Genomic DNA, 16,377 nt, shown 5'->3' on the forward strand with positions numbered 1-16,377 from the left:
ACCGAACCTCATGATTGTCCTGTGATACCCTTGAAAAAGGTATCACAGGCTTTGTCATTCTAGAGACGGTTCGCGTTAATCCAACTCTATCCATGTCGACTTCATTTCGGTGTATTTATCGAGTGCATGAAGTGATTTGTCACGGCCGTTACCGCTCTGTTTATAGCCGCCAAATGGCATTGTCATATCACCGCCATCCCAGTTGTTGACGAATACGGTACCCGCGCGAAGCGCTCTTGAGCAGCGTACAGCGGTTGAAATATCGGCAGTCCAGATACCTGCGGCTAGGCCATAATCGCTGTCGTTGGCGAGCTCAATGGCTTCTTCTATCGTGTCGAACGTCGAGACACACAAAACGGGGCCAAAAATTTCTTCTTGGAAAATACGCATATCACGAGTGACTTCTGTAAAAATCGCTGGTTGGATAAAGTAGCCCCCCGTTTCCTGACGCACTGGCTGACCACCACTGATCAATTTCGCCCCCTCTTGTTGACCGATGTCGACATACTCTAGAACACGTTTGAACTGAGATTCATCGACAATTGCGCCCACACGGGTCGTTTCTGATAGGGGATCGCCTGGTTGCCAATTCTTGACGTTTTCGAGCAGCAGTTCGATGAATTGATCCTTGATGGAAGAATGAACCAATAAACGGGACCCAGCAGTACATACTTCCCCTTGGTTGTAACAAATGGCAGAAACGGCAGTCGCCGCAGCCTTAGCAAGGTTCTTAACATCGTGGTTGACAATATGAGGACTCTTACCACCACACTCCATAAAGGCGCGTTTAAGGTTTGATTGACCTGCAAATGCAAGTAACTTCTTACCAACAGCGGTCGAACCCGTAAAGGTGATGCAGTCGACATCGTTGTGCAGTGCAAGCGCTTGGCCTGCTTCATGTCCAAAGCCTGGTAAGACTTGTAACACGCCATCAGGGATGCCTGCTTTCTTGGCAAGCTCAGCGAGTAAGATCGCCGTCAGTGGCGATTTCTCTGAAGGCTTAATGATGACGGAGTTGCCCGTTGCTAGAGCGGGACCGATTTTCCATGCGGCCATCACAGTCGGGAAGTTCCAAGGAACAATAGCAGCGACGACACCAAGTGCTTCTCTGGTCACGAGAGCGAGCGCGCCTTCTGTTACAGGGGCAACTTCGTCATAAATTTTATCAATGGCTTCTGCATTCCATGCAATACAGCGAGCTGTCGCAGGCGCATCGTAACCGATAGCATCACCAATTGGTTTCCCCATGTCCAGTGACTCTAAAAGAGCAAACTGCTGTTGGTGAGCGTCGATTTCGTTAGCATAGTTTAAAAGGATGGCCTTTCTTTCCGCTGGTGCAAGCCCTGCCCATACACGACTTTCGAAAGTTTGGCGTGCAACTGCGACGGCGAGGTCGACATCCTGTTGATCACATCGTGCCACAGAGGCGAGAACACGGCCGGTTGCAGGGTTGATGATCTCAAATGTTTCACCACTTTTTGCGTCTTGTAGCTGTCCATTGATAAACGCCTGAGTCGAAAACTTGATCGTCTCTGCCTTGTTCTGCCAGTACATAGTATCCATATTATTGCCTTATCCTTAAAAGCTTGCTGGTGAATTCGCGCTAATGATGACGCAGTCTTCTTCAGCCGTGTTTCTAAAACGGTGAGGACGGGTGCTATCAAAGTAGTATCCATCCCCTACATGGAGGGTAACGGTATTGAGATCGACGGTCAGCTCAAGTTGGCCTTGAACAACGACACCACACTCTTGTCCTTCATGAGTGAGCATTTCCTCACCGGTGTCAGCATTCGGTTTGAGAGTTTCTCTCAGCATACCGATATGACGATCACCGTGGAAATGTCCGACTTGTCGATAACTAATTTCTCCTTGGCCAATTTCTGGTTGTTCTTCTTTGCGAGTGTAAAACTGTTCAGGTTGTGGATCGTCTATAGCGAAAAACTCCGCCATAGAGGTTGGTATCTTACTCAGTAACTTGCTCAAAGAGGCGACGGATGGGCTGACCGCGTTACTCTCTATTTGAGAGATGAAGCCATTTGTTACTCCAGCACGCTTTGCCAACTCTCGTTGAGATAATCCGGCTTTCTCGCGTAAAGCTTTAAATCGAGTGCCGATTTCTGTATCCATGATATGAATCCTCCCAAAACATCTGTGATTATTAAATTAAACACGCTTTGATGTTTATTTCATCATATTTAACCCGTAACGTTTAAAATTTAAACATTGCATGGCGTAAATTTCCAAGCTATAGTCGTTTTTGTTAAGTATTTTATAACATAGTTTTAACATTATGGTTAGGCGTTTATTAAAAAAAACGCCTTGATCGATATCACAGACAACAAACTCTTAGTCATTGATTGAGGAAATGCACATGCAGGATCTCGCAAAAACACACAACTTAGACGCATTTTGGATGCCGTTTACCGCCAACTCGCAGTTTAAACAATCACCACGGATGATGGTGTCAGCTGAGGGGATGTACTACCGCACAGACGACAACCGCAAAGTGCTCGACGGTACAGCAGGGCTATGGTGTTGTAATGCAGGACATGGACGCAGAGAGATCAGCGAGGCCGTGAGTCAGCAAATCCACAACCTAGATTTTGCACCGACATTCCAGATGGGCCACCCGTTGCCATTTCAGTTTGCTGAAGAGCTTGCGGAGATAGCGCCAGCAGGGCTGAGCAAAGTCTTTTTTACTAACTCAGGCTCGGAATCCGTCGATACCGCATTGAAAATTGCTTTGGCATACCAACGTACAATTGGTCAAGGGACGCGAACGCGACTGATTGGGCGTGAACGAGGCTATCACGGGGTAGGATTTGGTGGTATTTCCGTGGGGGGAATCGTCAATAACCGCAAAACCTTCGGTAGCCTTCTGACTGGCGTAGACCATCTTCCTCATACACTCAGTATTGAACACAGTGGGTTTAGCCGTGGCCTGCCAGAATATGATCCGGGTTGGGCAGAAAGCTTGCAAAATATTGTCACGCTTCACGATGCGAGCAATATCGCCGCTGTGATCGTAGAACCAATCGCAGGCTCCACTGGGGTTATCTTGCCGCCAAAAGGCTATTTGAAAAAGCTAAGAGAGATCTGTACCCAGCACGGTATCTTACTCATTTTTGATGAGGTAATTACTGGCTTTGGTCGCCTTGGTAGTCCATTTGCTGCACAAGAATTCGATGTGATTCCAGATATCATCACCAGTGCTAAGGGGTTAACCAATGGTGCAATTCCTATGGGCGCAGTATTTGTTCGTGATGAAATCTACGATGCGATGGTAAGCCCAGAGAGTCAGGCGATAGAGTTGTTCCACGGTTACACCTATTCAGGTCATCCAGTGGCTGCCGCAGCGGGATTAGCGACGCTGAATATCTATCGTCAAGAGAGTTTATATACTCGCGCTTCAGAACTTTCCCAATACTGGGAAGATGCAGTGCATAGCCTAAAAGGGCTACCGCATGTTATTGACCTGAGAAACTATGGATTGGTTGCTGGTATTGAGTTATCGAGCATTGCCGGAAAGCCGGGTTCGCGAGCGTTCCAAGTTTTCCAAGCGTGTTACGAGAAGGGGGCGTTGATTCGTGTCACAGGGGATATCATTGCCCTGTCGCCACCACTGATTATCGAGAAACACCATATTGATGAACTGTTTAATATCTTAAGTGATGTGCTGAGCACGATTGAATACAAGGAATAATTATGTCGATTTTAGTTTCAAACTTTATAAATGGATCGGTAGTTGAAAGTAAAAGCACTCGTAGCGCGGATCTTTTTAATCCGGCGACGGGAGAGCGACGTGGTCAAGTGCAGCTATCTACAGCCCAAGAAGCTGAAGAGGTGGTTCAAATAGCGAAAAAGGCACAGGTTGAATGGCAAGCGACACCGCCACTCCAGCGTGCGCGAGTGATGTTTAAGTTTAAGCAGCTATTAGAAGACAACGCAGATAGCTTGGCGACCTTGATCACGCAAGAACATGGAAAAGTGCACAGCGATGCACTGGGTGAACTGACTCGAGGTCTCGAAGTTGTTGAGTTCTCATGTGGTATTCCGCACCTGTTGAAAGGTGAACACTCACTTAATGTTGGTCGTGAAATTGACAGTTATTCAATGATGCAGCCAGTGGGTGTTTGTGTTGGTATCACCCCTTTTAATTTCCCAGTTATGGTTCCGCTTTGGATGATTCCGGTCGCGTTGGCTTGCGGTAACAGCTTTATCTTAAAACCGTCAGAAAAAGATCCGAGTGCAGCAATGGTGTTGGCGGATCTTCTCAAACAGGCAGGTCTACCAGACGGTGTATTTAATGTTGTCCAAGGCGACAAAGAAGTCGTTGATGCGCTCCTTGAATCACCTGATGTTGCAGCGGTGAGTTTTGTCGGTTCAACGCCGATTGCTGAAGCGATTTATGCAAAAGGTAGTGCAAATGGTAAACGCGTTCAGGCGCTAGGTGGCGCGAAAAACCACTTAGTTGTGATGCCAGATGCTGATTTAGATCAGGCTGTAAACGCGATTATGGGCGCGGCATATGGTGCGGCAGGTGAACGTTGTATGGCAATTTCGGTTGCCGTAGCGGTGGGTGATGAGGTTGCAGATCGCTTAGTCGAAAAACTTAAACAGAAGGTTGAGGCGCTACGCGTTGGCCCAGGTATTGGTGTAACACCTGAAAATGAAATGGGTCCTTTGGTCAGTGAGCCACACAAAAATAAAGTGGTTGACTACATTCAGTCAGGTGTAGATCAAGGCGCGACACTGGTTGTTGATGGGCGTAACTTTGATGCCGGTTCTCCTGGTTACTTCGTCGGTGGTACGCTATTTGACAACGTGACGGAAGACATGACCATCTATAAAGAAGAGATCTTTGGTCCCGTTCTTTCAGTAGTGCGAGCCGATGATTACCAGCATGCCGTTAATATGATTAACCAACATGAGTTTGGAAACGGGACAGCGATCTTTACTCGTGATGGCGATACGGCGAGAAACTTTACAGAACAGATTGAAATTGGCATGGTAGGTGTAAATGTTCCAATTCCAGTGCCAATGGCGTTCCATAGTTTTGGTGGCTGGAAGCGTTCAATCTTTGGACCACTCAACGTTCACGGCAATGATGGCGTACGTTTCTACACACGTATGAAGACTGTGACAGCACGTTGGCCTAGAGGTCAAAGGGATAGTGAATTTGTTATGCCAACCATGAAATAGGTGAACAATGAAGATAGGAATCATTACTTGTGGGCACGTAGCCCCACCGTTGTCAGACCTCTACGGTCAGTACTTCGATATGATTGCCGCTTCTCTCCATGAAGTGAACAATCAGTTTGAGTTTGTTGATTTTGATGCAACTCAGGGGGTGCTGCCGTGCCTTGACGAATGCCACGGTTTTATCATTACAGGTAGTGTTCACAATGCTTATGATGATGATGCTTGGATCCTTGGTCTCATGGAGTGGATTCAACGATGTGAGGCTGTTCGTCGACCATTGGTCGGTATCTGTTTTGGTCATCAGGTTATTGCTAGAGCACTCGGTGGCACCGTGATGAAGTCTGAAAAAGGCTGGGGACTGGGTAGTTACCCTGTCAATGTAAACGCGCAGAAGAAGTGGATGAACCTATCCATGGATAGCGTGCGTATGCTGGTCAGTCATCAGGACCAAGTGGTGATAGTTCCTAAAGGTGTTAAGGTCATCGCAGGTAATGATTTTTGTCCTAATTTTATGCTGGTGAAAGACAACCACATTTTTACTGTGCAAGGGCACCCTGAGTTTAGTAATGAGTTCACTGGCAAGCTGGTTGAAAAGCGTCGCGAAATCATTGGTACTAAAAAGGCTGATGAAGCTTTGCGTCAACTGGAACAACCACAAGATTCGGCACTGATTCTCCATTGGATTGATTCGTTCCTAACCATGGCGGAGCAAGCAGAGCGGACTCATAAGCTGCATAAAGTGCTATAAGTTTACGTCTTAGTCGTAACCTAAAAACCTATCAACTTTCGGAGTTGGTAGGTTTTTTTGTTTTACTGACACTTTGTAGGTATTGGTTGCTCCAAGAAGCTATTGGAACTGGTTGATTCTGAGCTGACTTATTGGGAATCTGCGCTCAGGCGCGGAGTGACACCTCAGTTCGATGAGATTCGTCGTTTTGGCAAGATGTGTACTAGCGTCAAAAGGGGGGGGAGCCGAAATGGGCTAATATAATTTACCTTCTCCCTTTAGAACTGCTCTGCTGTAAGCTAACTTTAAGGTTAGTAAGGGCAAGATAGGGAGCATTCACAATGCGACGACTGGTGTGCGTTATTTTCGCGTATCTTGTGTTCTTTAGTGTGAGTTTCGCTGAAGACGATCTACGTGAAATATCTTTCTATACCGAATCCTACCCGCCAGCAAATTTCATAAAAGACGGCCAGGTAACGGGTTATTCGATCGACATTCTTTTGGCCGCAAGTGAACTGGTTGGAGAGCCGATAGAACTTAGTCAGGTGACGTTACAACCTTGGGCGCGCTCTTATCGGACGGTTTTAACGAACAAAGACTCAATCCTTTTCTCAACCACGCGCTCTGAACATCGAGAGAATCTTTTTAAGTGGGTTGGGCCAATTCTTGATATCAAAGTTGTGGTGCTAGCGCGCAAAGATTCAAATATAAAGATTAATTCGCCGATGGATATGGCCAATTACCGAATTGGTGTCATTCGTGATGATATCGGAGAACAGAGCCTGCTTTCACTTGGTATTCCTCGCAACTCAATGCAAGAAGCCTCCTACGTCACTGTGTTGGCGGAACAGTTGATGAAAAAGCGAATCGATCTGTTTGTCTATGCTGAGCGAGCGGCGTATTGGTGGACAAGGCAAGCCAAAGTTGACCCAGATCTGTTTGAACCTGTTTATGTCGTGAGTGAAGGTGAAGTCTATTTCGCAATTAACCGAGACACAGACGACGCGATCGTCGAAAAATTGCAAAAAGGGCTCGACATGCTCAAGGAGAAGGACGCGGCTGGACGTAGTCAATATCAAGATATTGTTGATAAATACTAGCTACGAGAAATAGTAAAAAGGGCACCTGAATGATGCCCTTACCGCTTATACTTTTGCTTTCTTGACAAAATAGGGGTTATCAAACTTCTTCGCAGGGCCAATTTCAGAAACGACCAGCTTATTCCATAGCTGGACATCAAACTCACCTTTAGGGATTGAGGGATAAAGCGTTTCTACCTCTTCCATTGCAAAGCGAAGAAATTGCTTTTTCTTTATTTGATTGTACTTTCGTGCGACGCGGTTGTGTTTTGAAATCCACTCTTGCTTGAACGCGATGATACCAGGTTCTGCCTGCTCTAAAGGAACACGAGACAGATAAACTCGTTTGTAGGACACCTTTCTATCCAGCATGGTACGCATCGCCGTTTGAATATATTTCCCGTGATGCGTCACTGAAATATCATTATTGTCGAATAATTGAACGCTCCAGCCCGTTGGGAAAAAATCAGGTTTACGGTACTGCTTGTTCCGCACTTCGATTGCTTGGTGCATGACAATATCTGACGTGCCATTAAAGGTTTGTTGCCATTTTCCAATGCGGATCTGCACTGCTGTGGGCAATCGATAAATATTGGTAAATTTATCCTGTTCCATACTTTTATACACTAATTAGCGTCGATGATACAAAAAACAAGTAAAGTGAGGGGCGAGAGAGCCGCCTTGGGTTCAGCGCCGTAGGTTAACCGCCTTAGTGTAGTGAAAAGCGTGCTTTCCTGCTAGTGGCCTAGGTCAATATTTGGTTAGAGTGTGACGGCTTAGGCTAGCGTTGATAGCAACAAATGTTGCTTGCTAATTTTGTTTGCGGGCATGAATAACAAAAGCCCTTACCAACGGATAAGGGCTTAAGTGATGTTTAATCGTAGATAGTCGGGATTGGTTGGCGCTTATGCTGAGTTACCGTGTAGATATGAATTAGACGCTCAGTCACCTCTGGAGAGACAGGCTTTCCTTCGAGGAAATCATCGATTTGATCGTAAGTTAGGTTTAAAGCATCTTCGTCAGCTTTTTGAGGCGCAAGTTCTTCCAAGTCTGCCGTTGGAACTTTTTTCACTAGAAGTTCAGGGGCACCCAGTGTCTCAGCGACTTCTCGAACTTGACGCTTGCTTAGGCCGAATAGCGGAGCCATATCGCACGCGCCATCGCCAAACTTAGTGTAGAAACCGGTGATGTTTTCTGCTGAGTGATCCGTGCCGATCACCAAGCCACCGACGTAACCTGCGATTTCGTATTGTGCCACCATGCGAGCGCGAGCCTTGACATTCCCTTTGACAAAGTCAATTTTTGCTTTGTCTTGCGGTAGAAGCCCAGTGCCTTCAAGTGCGGTGTGGCTTGCAGCGTGTAATCCGTCAACACCTGATTTGATATTGACCGAAACAGAATGTGTCGGTTGGATAAACTGGAGAGCTAACTGAGCTTCGTCTTCATCTTTTTGCTCGCCGTAAGGTAAGCGAACGGCGATAAACTGATAGCCACCGTTGGATTCTTCGTTAAGCTGGTCAACAGCGATCTGAGCTAGACGACCGCAAGTCGTGGAGTCTACGCCACCACTAATGCCAAGAACGAGGGATTTACAACCCGCTTCTTGGAGCTTTTTTTTGATAAAGTCGACGCGGCGGTTGATTTCAAAGTGAGGGTCGATTGACGGCAGAACGCGCATTTCATCGCGAATCAACTGTTCCATTATGTTTCCTTCCTGCAAGCAATGTAGTTTAAAATTTTGTGGTAATCCTGATAGCCTTAACAGGTCTATCTCAGCAAGACTTATCTCAACTGAAGTGGACGTGTTAAAGTCACCTTGCTATATCATACCTCAATCAAAGAATTAGAAAACTGTGATCACAGTTTTCGCCACAGAGTGAAGAACAAAATGAGCAAAATTGCAGTATTTGGAAGTGCTTTTAATCCGCCTAGTTTAGGGCACAAAAGTGTTATTGAGTCATTAGGCCACTTTGACAAGGTTTTGCTGTTGCCAAGTATTGCTCATGCTTGGGGAAAACAGATGCTGGATTATTCAGTCAGATGTGAGCTGGTGGGTTTATTTATAGAGGATTTGTCGGTCTCTAACGTTGAGTGTTCGACAATCGAAGAAACATTATATAAACCGGATGCCAGCGTTACGACCTTCGCTGTACTTGAAGCGCTACAAGCTCAGTATCCGGACAGTCAACTGACCTTTGTTATGGGGCCTGATAACCTGTTCAACTTCGCCAAATTCTATAATGCGCAAGAGATAGTAACTCGTTGGTCGTTACTGAGTTGCCCAGAAACCGTCCAAGTAAGAAGTACAGATATTCGTCAGGCTCTGAGTGAAAAACGGGATATTTCTAACCTGACGACTGAAAAAGTGTGTCGCAGATTAGCCGAAATGGAGTATTATTAAACGGGCTGGTGTGCGATATATAAGAGGTGTGAATGTCAAAGCTCGGACTTATAGCGTTGACGTTATTTTCGTCATCTGCATTGGCTGGATGCGAGATCTACTCCTCGACTCAATCAGTCATGTTTGGCAAAACACAGGGGCTTTGTGTTTCCTTAATCCAAGGTATTGAATATACGACAAAATCGCTTGATTCATTCAATGATCTAACCACCAGTGATAACCAAGATTACAGTGAATATTGGGCGGATTGGAGTATGAGTGAAGAGGTTAACCCGATCTTGAGCCGCAGTTTGGCCTCTAACTATGTCGGTATCGGAGTATGGGTACCCAGTGAACTCGAGCAACAGTTAGAGTCTATGAGTGCCGAAGAGTGGCTAAAAAGTCACGGATTGTTACTGAGCTTGGGATTTGGTGACATGAATTCAGGTAAACCAAGAATGAGGCTCGATTATCGCTGGCATGAAAAATACGATGGCGATGTCGTTATGCAAGTCGAGTTACCCTTCTAACACCGACAACACTTCACCGCCAACATTACTAGCCGTTTGACACTTGCTGCTGTTCGCTACGTTCAAAGTTTTTGCTAACCAGTACCTCTGGTGTTTCAGGACGCGAAAAATAGTATCCTTGAATGAGCGGACACCCCATCGCCGTCAACTTGTCCAACGCTTCTTGATCTTCTACCCCTTCAGCCACGAGCGATACGCCAAGCTGGTTAGCAAGCTGAACGATCAACCACACAACCCGTTCCGCAGTCTCGTTAGTTAGCATGTTCTTGATGAAGGTCGCGTCAATTTTGATGCAGTCGATAGGATAACTGTGAATATAGTTAAGGCTCGAATAGCCAGTGCCGAAATCATCTAACGCGACCTTAAACCCGAGTACACGCAGCTTATTGAGGATCTCTTTCACTTCTTCCGTCTGTGAGAGCAGCACGGTTTCAGTTAGCTCAATCGTAAAATCTTGTGGCGCAAAGTCATACTTACGAATGGTTGTAAGTATGTGCTGAAGATAACGAGTCGAGTTGTTGAGCTCATGCGCTGAACAGTTAATCCCCAACTTGACGTTATGGCCTAATCCCTGTTCCAGCTTTTGTTTTGCTTGGCATGCCAGTTCGACTATTCGCTCACCAAGTTCCACAATTAATCCTGACTGTTCGGCTGCTTCAATAAATTCGATCGGATATATTGGACCGAGTGTTTTACTTTGCCAACGAGCCAGAATTTCAAAGTAGTCCCACTGGCTACTGCGCAAATCGACTATCGGTTGAGCAACAACATAGATCTCGCTCTGGTTGAGGCATTTTATCTCCAGTTCTTGACGAAGGGCGTCGATCACTAAAGCGCGGCGATAATATTGAGCGCTCAAATGAGTATCGTAGCATTGAATATGGGTATGACGAGATTGTTTACAGTCTTTCAGAGCCAAGCTTGCATTAAGGATTATCTGATCTGAGCTAATGTTGTGCCCGTTGTTTCTTGCCAGACCGATACTGACACTGAACTTGATGTTGTGCGCTGGATCTTTGTAGCCTTTCTCTAAATTTTTAATCAGAGCGTAACACAGTTCGAAAGGATCACCGGACAGCGTGATAAAAGCAAATTCATCACCGGAAATACGAAATGCGAGTTGCTTGTCTTTGATGGTTTCTTTGATGGTATTGGCAACAAATTTAATTATCTGATCACCAATATAGTTACCATACAAGTCATTGATTGATTTGAAATTATCAATATCAATATAGGCTAGAGTAAAAGGTTCATTTTGCAGTTCATTTAGTCGTTCTAGTTTATCCGACAGAAAGCTGCGGTTGAGAAGCCCAGTAAGATTGTCATGGGACACTTCGTAGCTCAGTTGCTCGACCAGTGTATCTGAACGAGCTGACAGCCATTTCGACCTCAAGCTATGAGCGATAAGGTTGCCAAACAGCTTATGGTAATAAATGAGTTCATCACACTGGTTGCTATCTAGCGCGGTTGTGTAGGTGGACAGCAAAACACCCAGCACTTCACCGTTATGTGTCTTGAGCGGTACGGCAATGTAAGCCTCTATGCCGTGTTCAATAATGTACTGCTCTTGAGGATTTGCTTCATGGGCGTTGCTTGCACATACGATGGAATCCTGCTCGGTTTTGGTGATTAAGGTACAGGTCGCTCGTGTCAGAGGTGAGGTGTAGTTCTCACGTAGTAACCGCTGATCACTTGAAGAAGCGAGCAAAGTGGGCTTTGAGGTAAATGGGTCTAGCTCGATCACACATGTACACAATGATGATGAGATACGACTCAGCTCAGACGTGGTTTTGTTGAGCAGATCTATCCCATCTAAACGTAACGTGGCATTGAGAGTCTCAACGCTCAGCGGAGCATGTTGATATATTGTCCTAACCATAACGTAGTAACTCACTCTTATTGTGAACTTTGTCACTTATTTATTGATCGGGGTTACAAACTAAATATGGTATGAGATGCATACTATTGCAAATGAATAATCCAAATGACGTGCGTTTGGAGCTAACTTATTGACCTTTAGATAATCTTTCTTTCAAATAATCGAGAAACAGCTTAGTTCTTGTGTGCTGATAGTCCAGTTTCGGATAGTAAGCATAGACAGTTGCCTCATCAGCAGTGATGTCTGGAAGAATCCGCTTTAGCGTTCCCAGTCGTAGTTCTTCTTTAATCATCACATCATTACTAAGTAGTACACCCATGCTGTTTTTGGCCGCGTAATATAGCGCTTCAGGGTTAGTGGTCGCAAAATTACCTTTGAGTTGCAGCTTCTTGCCATTGGCCAAGGTGATCTCTCTATGTGGGCGTTCACCCCAAATGAGCATATTGTGATGAGTGAGATCTTGAGCTAATTTGGGTTCACCATGTTTCTTAATGTAGTCAGGAGCTGCATAAAATCCCGCTCTATGCTCAAAGAGTGCGGTGGCTTTAAAACTCAGTGAGTTGAGTTGCTCTATCTCACGGCTGATAAACAGATCCAAGCTTAGTTCGGGCAACTGACCTGGGGTCGTCGTGGTCAATTGAATGCGAATATCGGGATACATCTGTAAGAAGTCATCCAGATATTGAACGAGAAACTTGGATCCGACAGCTAGCGTTGCTCCGATCCTTAGCAAACCTGCTGGTGTTTGCGAGACTGAGCGGGTTTCGTCAACAATCGACTGCCAGCCATCAAGTTGCACTTTAGCTCGTTCATAAAACAGAGCTCCGGCTTCGGTTTGTGTGACTGAGCGAGTGGTTCGTTTCAGAAGCTGAACACCGATTCGTTCTTCGAGCCAGTGGATGCGTTTACTAATCGCAGAACTGGTGGTGTTGAGCTTTCTTGCAGCGCCATTAAAACTACCTTCATCAACGACACGAATATAACTCTGAACGCTTTGAATCCAATCCATAATTCTCTCTAATTATTTCCACCTTGGAACCAATCACTTTCCAATTCGCTATATTATCATTTGATAGTGGCCAATTTAAACTGATTTGAACCCACCCAATTCAGGAAATGCCATGAAAAAAACACCAATCTTGCTTGCAATGATGATTATCGCTACCGGCCAAGTTGGGGTGAGTATTTACCTGCCCGCTCTTCCTTCAATTAGCCAGTCGCTTAATGCCACCCAAGCCGATGTTCAACTCTTAGTGACACTTTTCCTACTCGGTTTTGGGTCTTCTCAACTGTTTTACGGACCACTGTCGGATGCCATTGGGCGACGACCTGTTTTTATCATGGGTCAAGGCGTATATCTGGTTGGTACTGCGATATGTCTGACTTTCTCTCATCATCTCCATTTGCTCATATTGGGAAGGTTGTTGCAAGGTTTAGGTGCCGGAAGTGCATCTGTGTTAGGTCGGAGTGTATTAAGAGATAGCTACGAAGGTGCACAGCTTACCAAAGCGTTGTCCTATATTTCCATTACCGCTTCTATTATGCCTATTGTTGCGCCAGTCTTGGGTGGTTGGATCGCATTCTACCTAGGTTGGGAATCTGTGTTTGTCTTTGTTCTACTGTACCTTATCGCTATCTTCACGCTTGGTTATTTTGTGCTACCGGAAACCATGACCTATGGCAAAACGAGATTTAACTTTGTTTCTGTAGCGGCAAACTATGCGCGTTTGATTACCAATAGACAAGTGCTGACGAGCGCGAGTTACAACTGGATCAGTTATCTTGCCAGCTTAGTCTCCTTATCGGTGATGCCATTTATTTTGCAGCATCAACTTGGCTTAACCGCTGGTGAGTATGGCTCAGTAATGATATTGCCATCTGCTGGACTGATGATGGGTAGTATTGGCTTAAATATTCTTAATAGATACCTATCTACGGGGCAATTGCTAACACTCGCAATATCGGTGATGACAATCGCTGGTATCTGGTTGTTAATTTCGCAAGCGACACTGTTTAACCTCATTGGAGCGTTTACCTTGCTGACAATTGCACAAGGGATTTCATTTCCGCTGTCGATTAGCATGTTATTAGCGCCGCACAAACGTCAAGCAGGGGCTGTGTCTGCGTTATCTGGTTCGATCCAGATGTGCATGGCGGGATTGTTTGGTGGTTTTCTGGTGGAGCACTGGGTACAGAGCCAAACCTCTATGGGGGTGTTCTATTTACTCTCTGCGGTGGCAATGGGAGCGGTGTTGATCGCGTCGAGAAAAGTGCCTTTAGTTCAGCAAGAGTTTGCTTGATAGATACTTGGGTATACAATGCCGGCAAACTCCTATCCAGAGAAGATGATCATGGAACACAAAGAATTTGAAGTATTGGTAAAAGCACTGTGCGAAAAAGAGACGCTACCGCAAGCATTAGAAATGCTAAAAGCTTGTGACGATAGTGAAGTCGCAGAAGCTGCGGAATCATTGACAGGTCAGTTTGCTCTAGCTGAGGTGGAAGGTGCTAAGCGAATTTACCATGTAACAGTGCAAACCAACGAGCAGGGTGAAGAACAAGAGTTTGTTGAGCACGTGATGGATGAAGGTGATGATGTTATCCGTTTTGTGGCGTGGTTCTTTGACATTATGTTTGATGTGAAACGTAAAGACACGTACCTAATGGCGGGTAAAACATACCAACAGCCAAAGCGTTCTTAACTAAGACTTTAATGTGATCTAGATCTTGTTTTTATTTTATTTGTGATTAAAATCACGCTCCTTATTACTGAGGAGAGACTCATGAATCACGAATTAGGCAACGCATATCTAGGTCAGATGATCGCAAAGCAAGCCATGCACGATGCACTTTATGGCAAGCCTAAAGCGAAGAAAACGTCATTCATCAAACGCATGATGAAAAAGATGGCCAAATAATCGCTGGCGTGAAATGGATTTTACAGTGGGTGAGGGAAGCGAGAGTTTTCTTCTCACTGACTAACACAAAGCCCTACCTTACTAGGTAGGGCTTTGTTGTAGATAACGAATATTATAAGGCGATGACGTTGTCAGGTACAGTATGGAGCCCTTTTTCTTCTAACCACGCTCCTAAGTTGTCTGAGCCACCGATGTAGTTGCCGTCAAGCCAGATTTGAGGCACGGTAACCGGCGTTTTTTCGCCGATAATCGCTTTGACTTCGGGGATCATTCGGTAGAGTGCTGCGCTGTCTTTTACCACGTCGAAATAGTGGTAATCGATGCCTGCATCCTCAAGCATTTTCTTAGCTTTCACACAGTAAGGACAGGTCGCCTTGCCATAAACGATATTGCCTTTAAGGGTATCGCGCTTAGTCCATTCCTGAATCACGGATTGAATCAAAACACCTCGATTCAGAGCTTCGCCTTGGCTGACCACCTTACCTTCCACCATTAAAATGGGTGCGTGCCATGCCCCAACTTTGAGCGGTTCCCACCAGTGCGATAACCAATCTTTAATCTCAAGTGTTACTGGTACACCTGCCAACTCATTCTCAAACGTGTCGGTAAGAATATCTTTCGTTAAGGTGCATTCACCACAGGGGATGTTGACCTTAAATGGCCCCCAGCTACCCGCCCAGCGATAGAGTGTCAATTTGATTGGTTCTGTCATAAAGGTGTCTCTCATTAATGCCTATGACTGATAAGAACGGCCAAGTTCGACATTTCTTTCAGCGAGCTGATTTTTTGGTTTCCCAACGAGTAATAAACGCGACCGATGCAATGATAATGGTTGCACCAAGCCAAAGTCGGCCCGGTGGCACCCAACTGAACACTAGCCATCCCGCCAAGACGTTGAGCGGCAACTTAGCATGATCAAACGGCTGAACAAACGAGGCATCGGCAACCGAATACGCTTTAACAATAGCCCATTGAGCAAGAGCAGTCATTGCACCTGCGGCGATTAAAACCAGCCAGATCGTGCCACCAACGGGCGTTTGCCAGTCTGGAAGCGCGAGCAAAATGTTGAATGGAGTAATCAGGACTAGTAAGTAGACCACCATAGTAGAAGGTGAGTCGTCAGAAGAGAGCTTTTTCACCATTAGTGAATAGCACGCCCAGAAGAAGGCGGCACCAACAGGCAGCAGTGTTGCCCAACTGAAATCATCGGCCCAAGGCTCCAGAATGATCATGGCACCAACAAAGCCAGTTAACGTCGCTCCCCATCGAGCAACGCCAACCTTTTCTTTCAAAAATAAGCCTGAACCAACGGTTGCAAAAAGAGGTGAGGTCATCAACAGTGCGATGCCTTGCCAAATAGGGACAGGATAGGCTAATGCCCACAGCCATAGCTGGATACCAATCACCGACAAAAACACACGGAAGATATGCATCCCAAGATTCTGGGTTCGCAGCGACTGACGAATGCCTAGCGTTTTAAGATAAGGGAGAATAACGACCAAAGCGATGGCGTATTGAATCAACGCAACGGTGGTAGAAGAGAGACCAAAATTAATACTGGCAATCTGAGCTAAGCTGTTGACGATAGCAAACGCTAGGCCTGCTGTTAGCATCCAGCTTGCCCCTTGAATAGGGTGGTGGTTGTGGGTGGTCATGATATAA

17 protein-coding genes are annotated in these 16,377 nt (G+C 45.7%); 9 read left to right on the top strand and 8 right to left on the bottom strand.

The window, feature by feature from the left end; genetic code table 11:
• Positions 1-75: 75 nt before the first annotated feature.
• Entirely contained in the window at positions 76-1,563 is a 1,488-nt protein-coding gene (locus tag ACQEXT_RS05030) for an aldehyde dehydrogenase (RefSeq protein ID WP_426950899.1), read from the bottom strand.
• A gap of 15 nt (positions 1,564-1,578) precedes the next feature.
• Positions 1,579-2,127: a cupin domain-containing protein gene (locus ACQEXT_RS05035; protein WP_426950901.1), complete on the bottom strand. Its 549-nt coding sequence runs from the start codon at positions 2,125-2,127 to the stop codon at positions 1,579-1,581.
• Between the two features lie 244 nt (positions 2,128-2,371).
• Between ACQEXT_RS05035 and ACQEXT_RS05040 the strand changes: the two genes are divergently transcribed.
• The 4 genes from ACQEXT_RS05040 to ACQEXT_RS05055 all read left to right on the top strand — a co-directional run bounded on the left by ACQEXT_RS05040 (position 2,372) and on the right by ACQEXT_RS05055 (position 7,029).
• On the top strand, positions 2,372-3,703 hold the full coding sequence (locus ACQEXT_RS05040; RefSeq protein ID WP_138970549.1) for an aspartate aminotransferase family protein: 1,332 nt from the start codon (positions 2,372-2,374) through the stop codon (positions 3,701-3,703).
• A gap of 2 nt (positions 3,704-3,705) precedes the next feature.
• Complete coding sequence (locus tag ACQEXT_RS05045; protein ID WP_138970548.1) at positions 3,706-5,202, top strand: CoA-acylating methylmalonate-semialdehyde dehydrogenase; 1,497 nt, start codon at positions 3,706-3,708, stop codon at positions 5,200-5,202.
• 7 nt (positions 5,203-5,209) lie between these two features.
• Positions 5,210-5,950 (top strand): type 1 glutamine amidotransferase, encoded by a 741-nt coding sequence (locus ACQEXT_RS05050; RefSeq protein ID WP_426950903.1) that lies wholly within the window; start codon positions 5,210-5,212, stop codon positions 5,948-5,950.
• A gap of 320 nt (positions 5,951-6,270) precedes the next feature.
• A complete protein-coding gene (locus ACQEXT_RS05055) occupies positions 6,271-7,029 on the top strand; it encodes a substrate-binding periplasmic protein (RefSeq protein ID WP_331417422.1) in 759 nt (252 codons plus the stop codon).
• A 45-nt stretch (positions 7,030-7,074) separates the two neighbouring features.
• On the opposite strand, the gene ACQEXT_RS05060 is transcribed toward ACQEXT_RS05055, so the two are convergent.
• On the bottom strand, positions 7,075-7,623 hold the full coding sequence (locus ACQEXT_RS05060) for a hypothetical protein (RefSeq protein ID WP_331417423.1): 549 nt from the start codon (positions 7,621-7,623) through the stop codon (positions 7,075-7,077).
• A 259-nt stretch (positions 7,624-7,882) separates the two neighbouring features.
• Positions 7,883-8,710: an ammonia-dependent NAD(+) synthetase gene (nadE, locus tag ACQEXT_RS05065; RefSeq protein WP_138970544.1), complete on the bottom strand. Its 828-nt coding sequence runs from the start codon at positions 8,708-8,710 to the stop codon at positions 7,883-7,885.
• A gap of 186 nt (positions 8,711-8,896) precedes the next feature.
• On the opposite strand from nadE, the gene ACQEXT_RS05070 reads away from it, so the two are divergent.
• Both ACQEXT_RS05070 and ACQEXT_RS05075 read left to right on the top strand, forming a co-directional pair.
• Positions 8,897-9,409 (top strand): nicotinate-nicotinamide nucleotide adenylyltransferase, encoded by a 513-nt coding sequence (locus ACQEXT_RS05070; RefSeq protein ID WP_331417425.1) that lies wholly within the window; start codon positions 8,897-8,899, stop codon positions 9,407-9,409.
• A 32-nt stretch (positions 9,410-9,441) separates the two neighbouring features.
• Positions 9,442-9,918: a hypothetical protein gene (locus tag ACQEXT_RS05075; RefSeq protein WP_426950905.1), complete on the top strand. Its 477-nt coding sequence runs from the start codon at positions 9,442-9,444 to the stop codon at positions 9,916-9,918.
• 28 nt (positions 9,919-9,946) lie between these two features.
• Here ACQEXT_RS05075 and ACQEXT_RS05080 read toward each other — a convergent pair whose 3' ends face one another.
• Together ACQEXT_RS05080 and ACQEXT_RS05085 are read right to left on the bottom strand one after the other, a co-directional pair.
• Positions 9,947-11,797, bottom strand: a complete 1,851-nt coding sequence (locus ACQEXT_RS05080; RefSeq protein WP_426950906.1) for a bifunctional diguanylate cyclase/phosphodiesterase — start codon at positions 11,795-11,797, stop codon at positions 9,947-9,949.
• A 127-nt stretch (positions 11,798-11,924) separates the two neighbouring features.
• Complete coding sequence (locus tag ACQEXT_RS05085) at positions 11,925-12,806, bottom strand: LysR family transcriptional regulator (RefSeq protein ID WP_426950909.1); 882 nt, start codon at positions 12,804-12,806, stop codon at positions 11,925-11,927.
• A gap of 112 nt (positions 12,807-12,918) precedes the next feature.
• Here ACQEXT_RS05085 and ACQEXT_RS05090 point away from each other — a divergent pair, with 112 nt between their 5' ends.
• From ACQEXT_RS05090 to ACQEXT_RS05100, 3 genes are all read left to right on the top strand, one after another.
• Positions 12,919-14,097 carry a multidrug effflux MFS transporter gene (locus ACQEXT_RS05090; protein ID WP_426950910.1) on the top strand — a complete coding sequence of 393 codons (1,179 nt, stop codon included), beginning with the start codon at positions 12,919-12,921 and terminating at the stop codon, positions 14,095-14,097.
• A 51-nt stretch (positions 14,098-14,148) separates the two neighbouring features.
• Entirely contained in the window at positions 14,149-14,499 is a 351-nt protein-coding gene (locus tag ACQEXT_RS05095; protein WP_269375061.1) for a hypothetical protein, read from the top strand.
• Positions 14,500-14,580: 81 nt separating this feature from the next.
• On the top strand, positions 14,581-14,715 hold the full coding sequence (locus tag ACQEXT_RS05100) for a hypothetical protein (RefSeq protein ID WP_269375060.1): 135 nt from the start codon (positions 14,581-14,583) through the stop codon (positions 14,713-14,715).
• A gap of 112 nt (positions 14,716-14,827) precedes the next feature.
• Here ACQEXT_RS05100 and ACQEXT_RS05105 read toward each other — a convergent pair whose 3' ends face one another.
• Positions 14,828-15,427, bottom strand: a complete 600-nt coding sequence (locus ACQEXT_RS05105; protein ID WP_426950912.1) for a glutaredoxin domain-containing protein — start codon at positions 15,425-15,427, stop codon at positions 14,828-14,830.
• Positions 15,428-15,485: 58 nt separating this feature from the next.
• Complete coding sequence (locus tag ACQEXT_RS05110; RefSeq protein WP_426950930.1) at positions 15,486-16,370, bottom strand: DMT family transporter; 885 nt, start codon at positions 16,368-16,370, stop codon at positions 15,486-15,488.
• Positions 16,371-16,377 lie beyond the last annotated feature (7 nt).

This window comes from Vibrio sp. TRT 29B02 (assembly GCF_050113655.1).
GTDB lineage: Bacteria > Pseudomonadota > Gammaproteobacteria > Enterobacterales > Vibrionaceae > Vibrio.

Bases quoted from the DNA above. Each gene is read 5' to 3' on its own strand.
- nadE (WP_138970544.1), bottom strand. From the start codon at position 8,710: ATGGAACAGTTGATTCGCGATGAAATGCGCGTTCTGCCGTCAATCGAC.
- ACQEXT_RS05045 (WP_138970548.1), top strand. From the start codon at position 3,706: ATGTCGATTTTAGTTTCAAACTTTATAAATGGATCGGTAGTTGAAAGT.
- ACQEXT_RS05055 (WP_331417422.1), top strand. From the start codon at position 6,271: ATGCGACGACTGGTGTGCGTTATTTTCGCGTATCTTGTGTTCTTTAGT.
- ACQEXT_RS05035 (WP_426950901.1), bottom strand. From the start codon at position 2,127: ATGGATACAGAAATCGGCACTCGATTTAAAGCTTTACGCGAGAAAGCC.
- ACQEXT_RS05080 (WP_426950906.1), bottom strand. From the start codon at position 11,797: ATGGTTAGGACAATATATCAACATGCTCCGCTGAGCGTTGAGACTCTC.
- ACQEXT_RS05110 (WP_426950930.1), bottom strand. From the start codon at position 16,370: ATGACCACCCACAACCACCACCCTATTCAAGGGGCAAGCTGGATGCTA.
- ACQEXT_RS05070 (WP_331417425.1), top strand. From the start codon at position 8,897: ATGAGCAAAATTGCAGTATTTGGAAGTGCTTTTAATCCGCCTAGTTTA.
- ACQEXT_RS05060 (WP_331417423.1), bottom strand. From the start codon at position 7,623: ATGGAACAGGATAAATTTACCAATATTTATCGATTGCCCACAGCAGTG.
- ACQEXT_RS05030 (WP_426950899.1), bottom strand. From the start codon at position 1,563: ATGGATACTATGTACTGGCAGAACAAGGCAGAGACGATCAAGTTTTCG.
- ACQEXT_RS05040 (WP_138970549.1), top strand. From the start codon at position 2,372: ATGCAGGATCTCGCAAAAACACACAACTTAGACGCATTTTGGATGCCG.
- ACQEXT_RS05100 (WP_269375060.1), top strand. From the start codon at position 14,581: ATGAATCACGAATTAGGCAACGCATATCTAGGTCAGATGATCGCAAAG.
- ACQEXT_RS05105 (WP_426950912.1), bottom strand. From the start codon at position 15,427: ATGACAGAACCAATCAAATTGACACTCTATCGCTGGGCGGGTAGCTGG.
- ACQEXT_RS05075 (WP_426950905.1), top strand. From the start codon at position 9,442: ATGTCAAAGCTCGGACTTATAGCGTTGACGTTATTTTCGTCATCTGCA.
- ACQEXT_RS05090 (WP_426950910.1), top strand. From the start codon at position 12,919: ATGAAAAAAACACCAATCTTGCTTGCAATGATGATTATCGCTACCGGC.
- ACQEXT_RS05095 (WP_269375061.1), top strand. From the start codon at position 14,149: ATGGAACACAAAGAATTTGAAGTATTGGTAAAAGCACTGTGCGAAAAA.
- ACQEXT_RS05050 (WP_426950903.1), top strand. From the start codon at position 5,210: ATGAAGATAGGAATCATTACTTGTGGGCACGTAGCCCCACCGTTGTCA.
- ACQEXT_RS05085 (WP_426950909.1), bottom strand. From the start codon at position 12,806: ATGGATTGGATTCAAAGCGTTCAGAGTTATATTCGTGTCGTTGATGAA.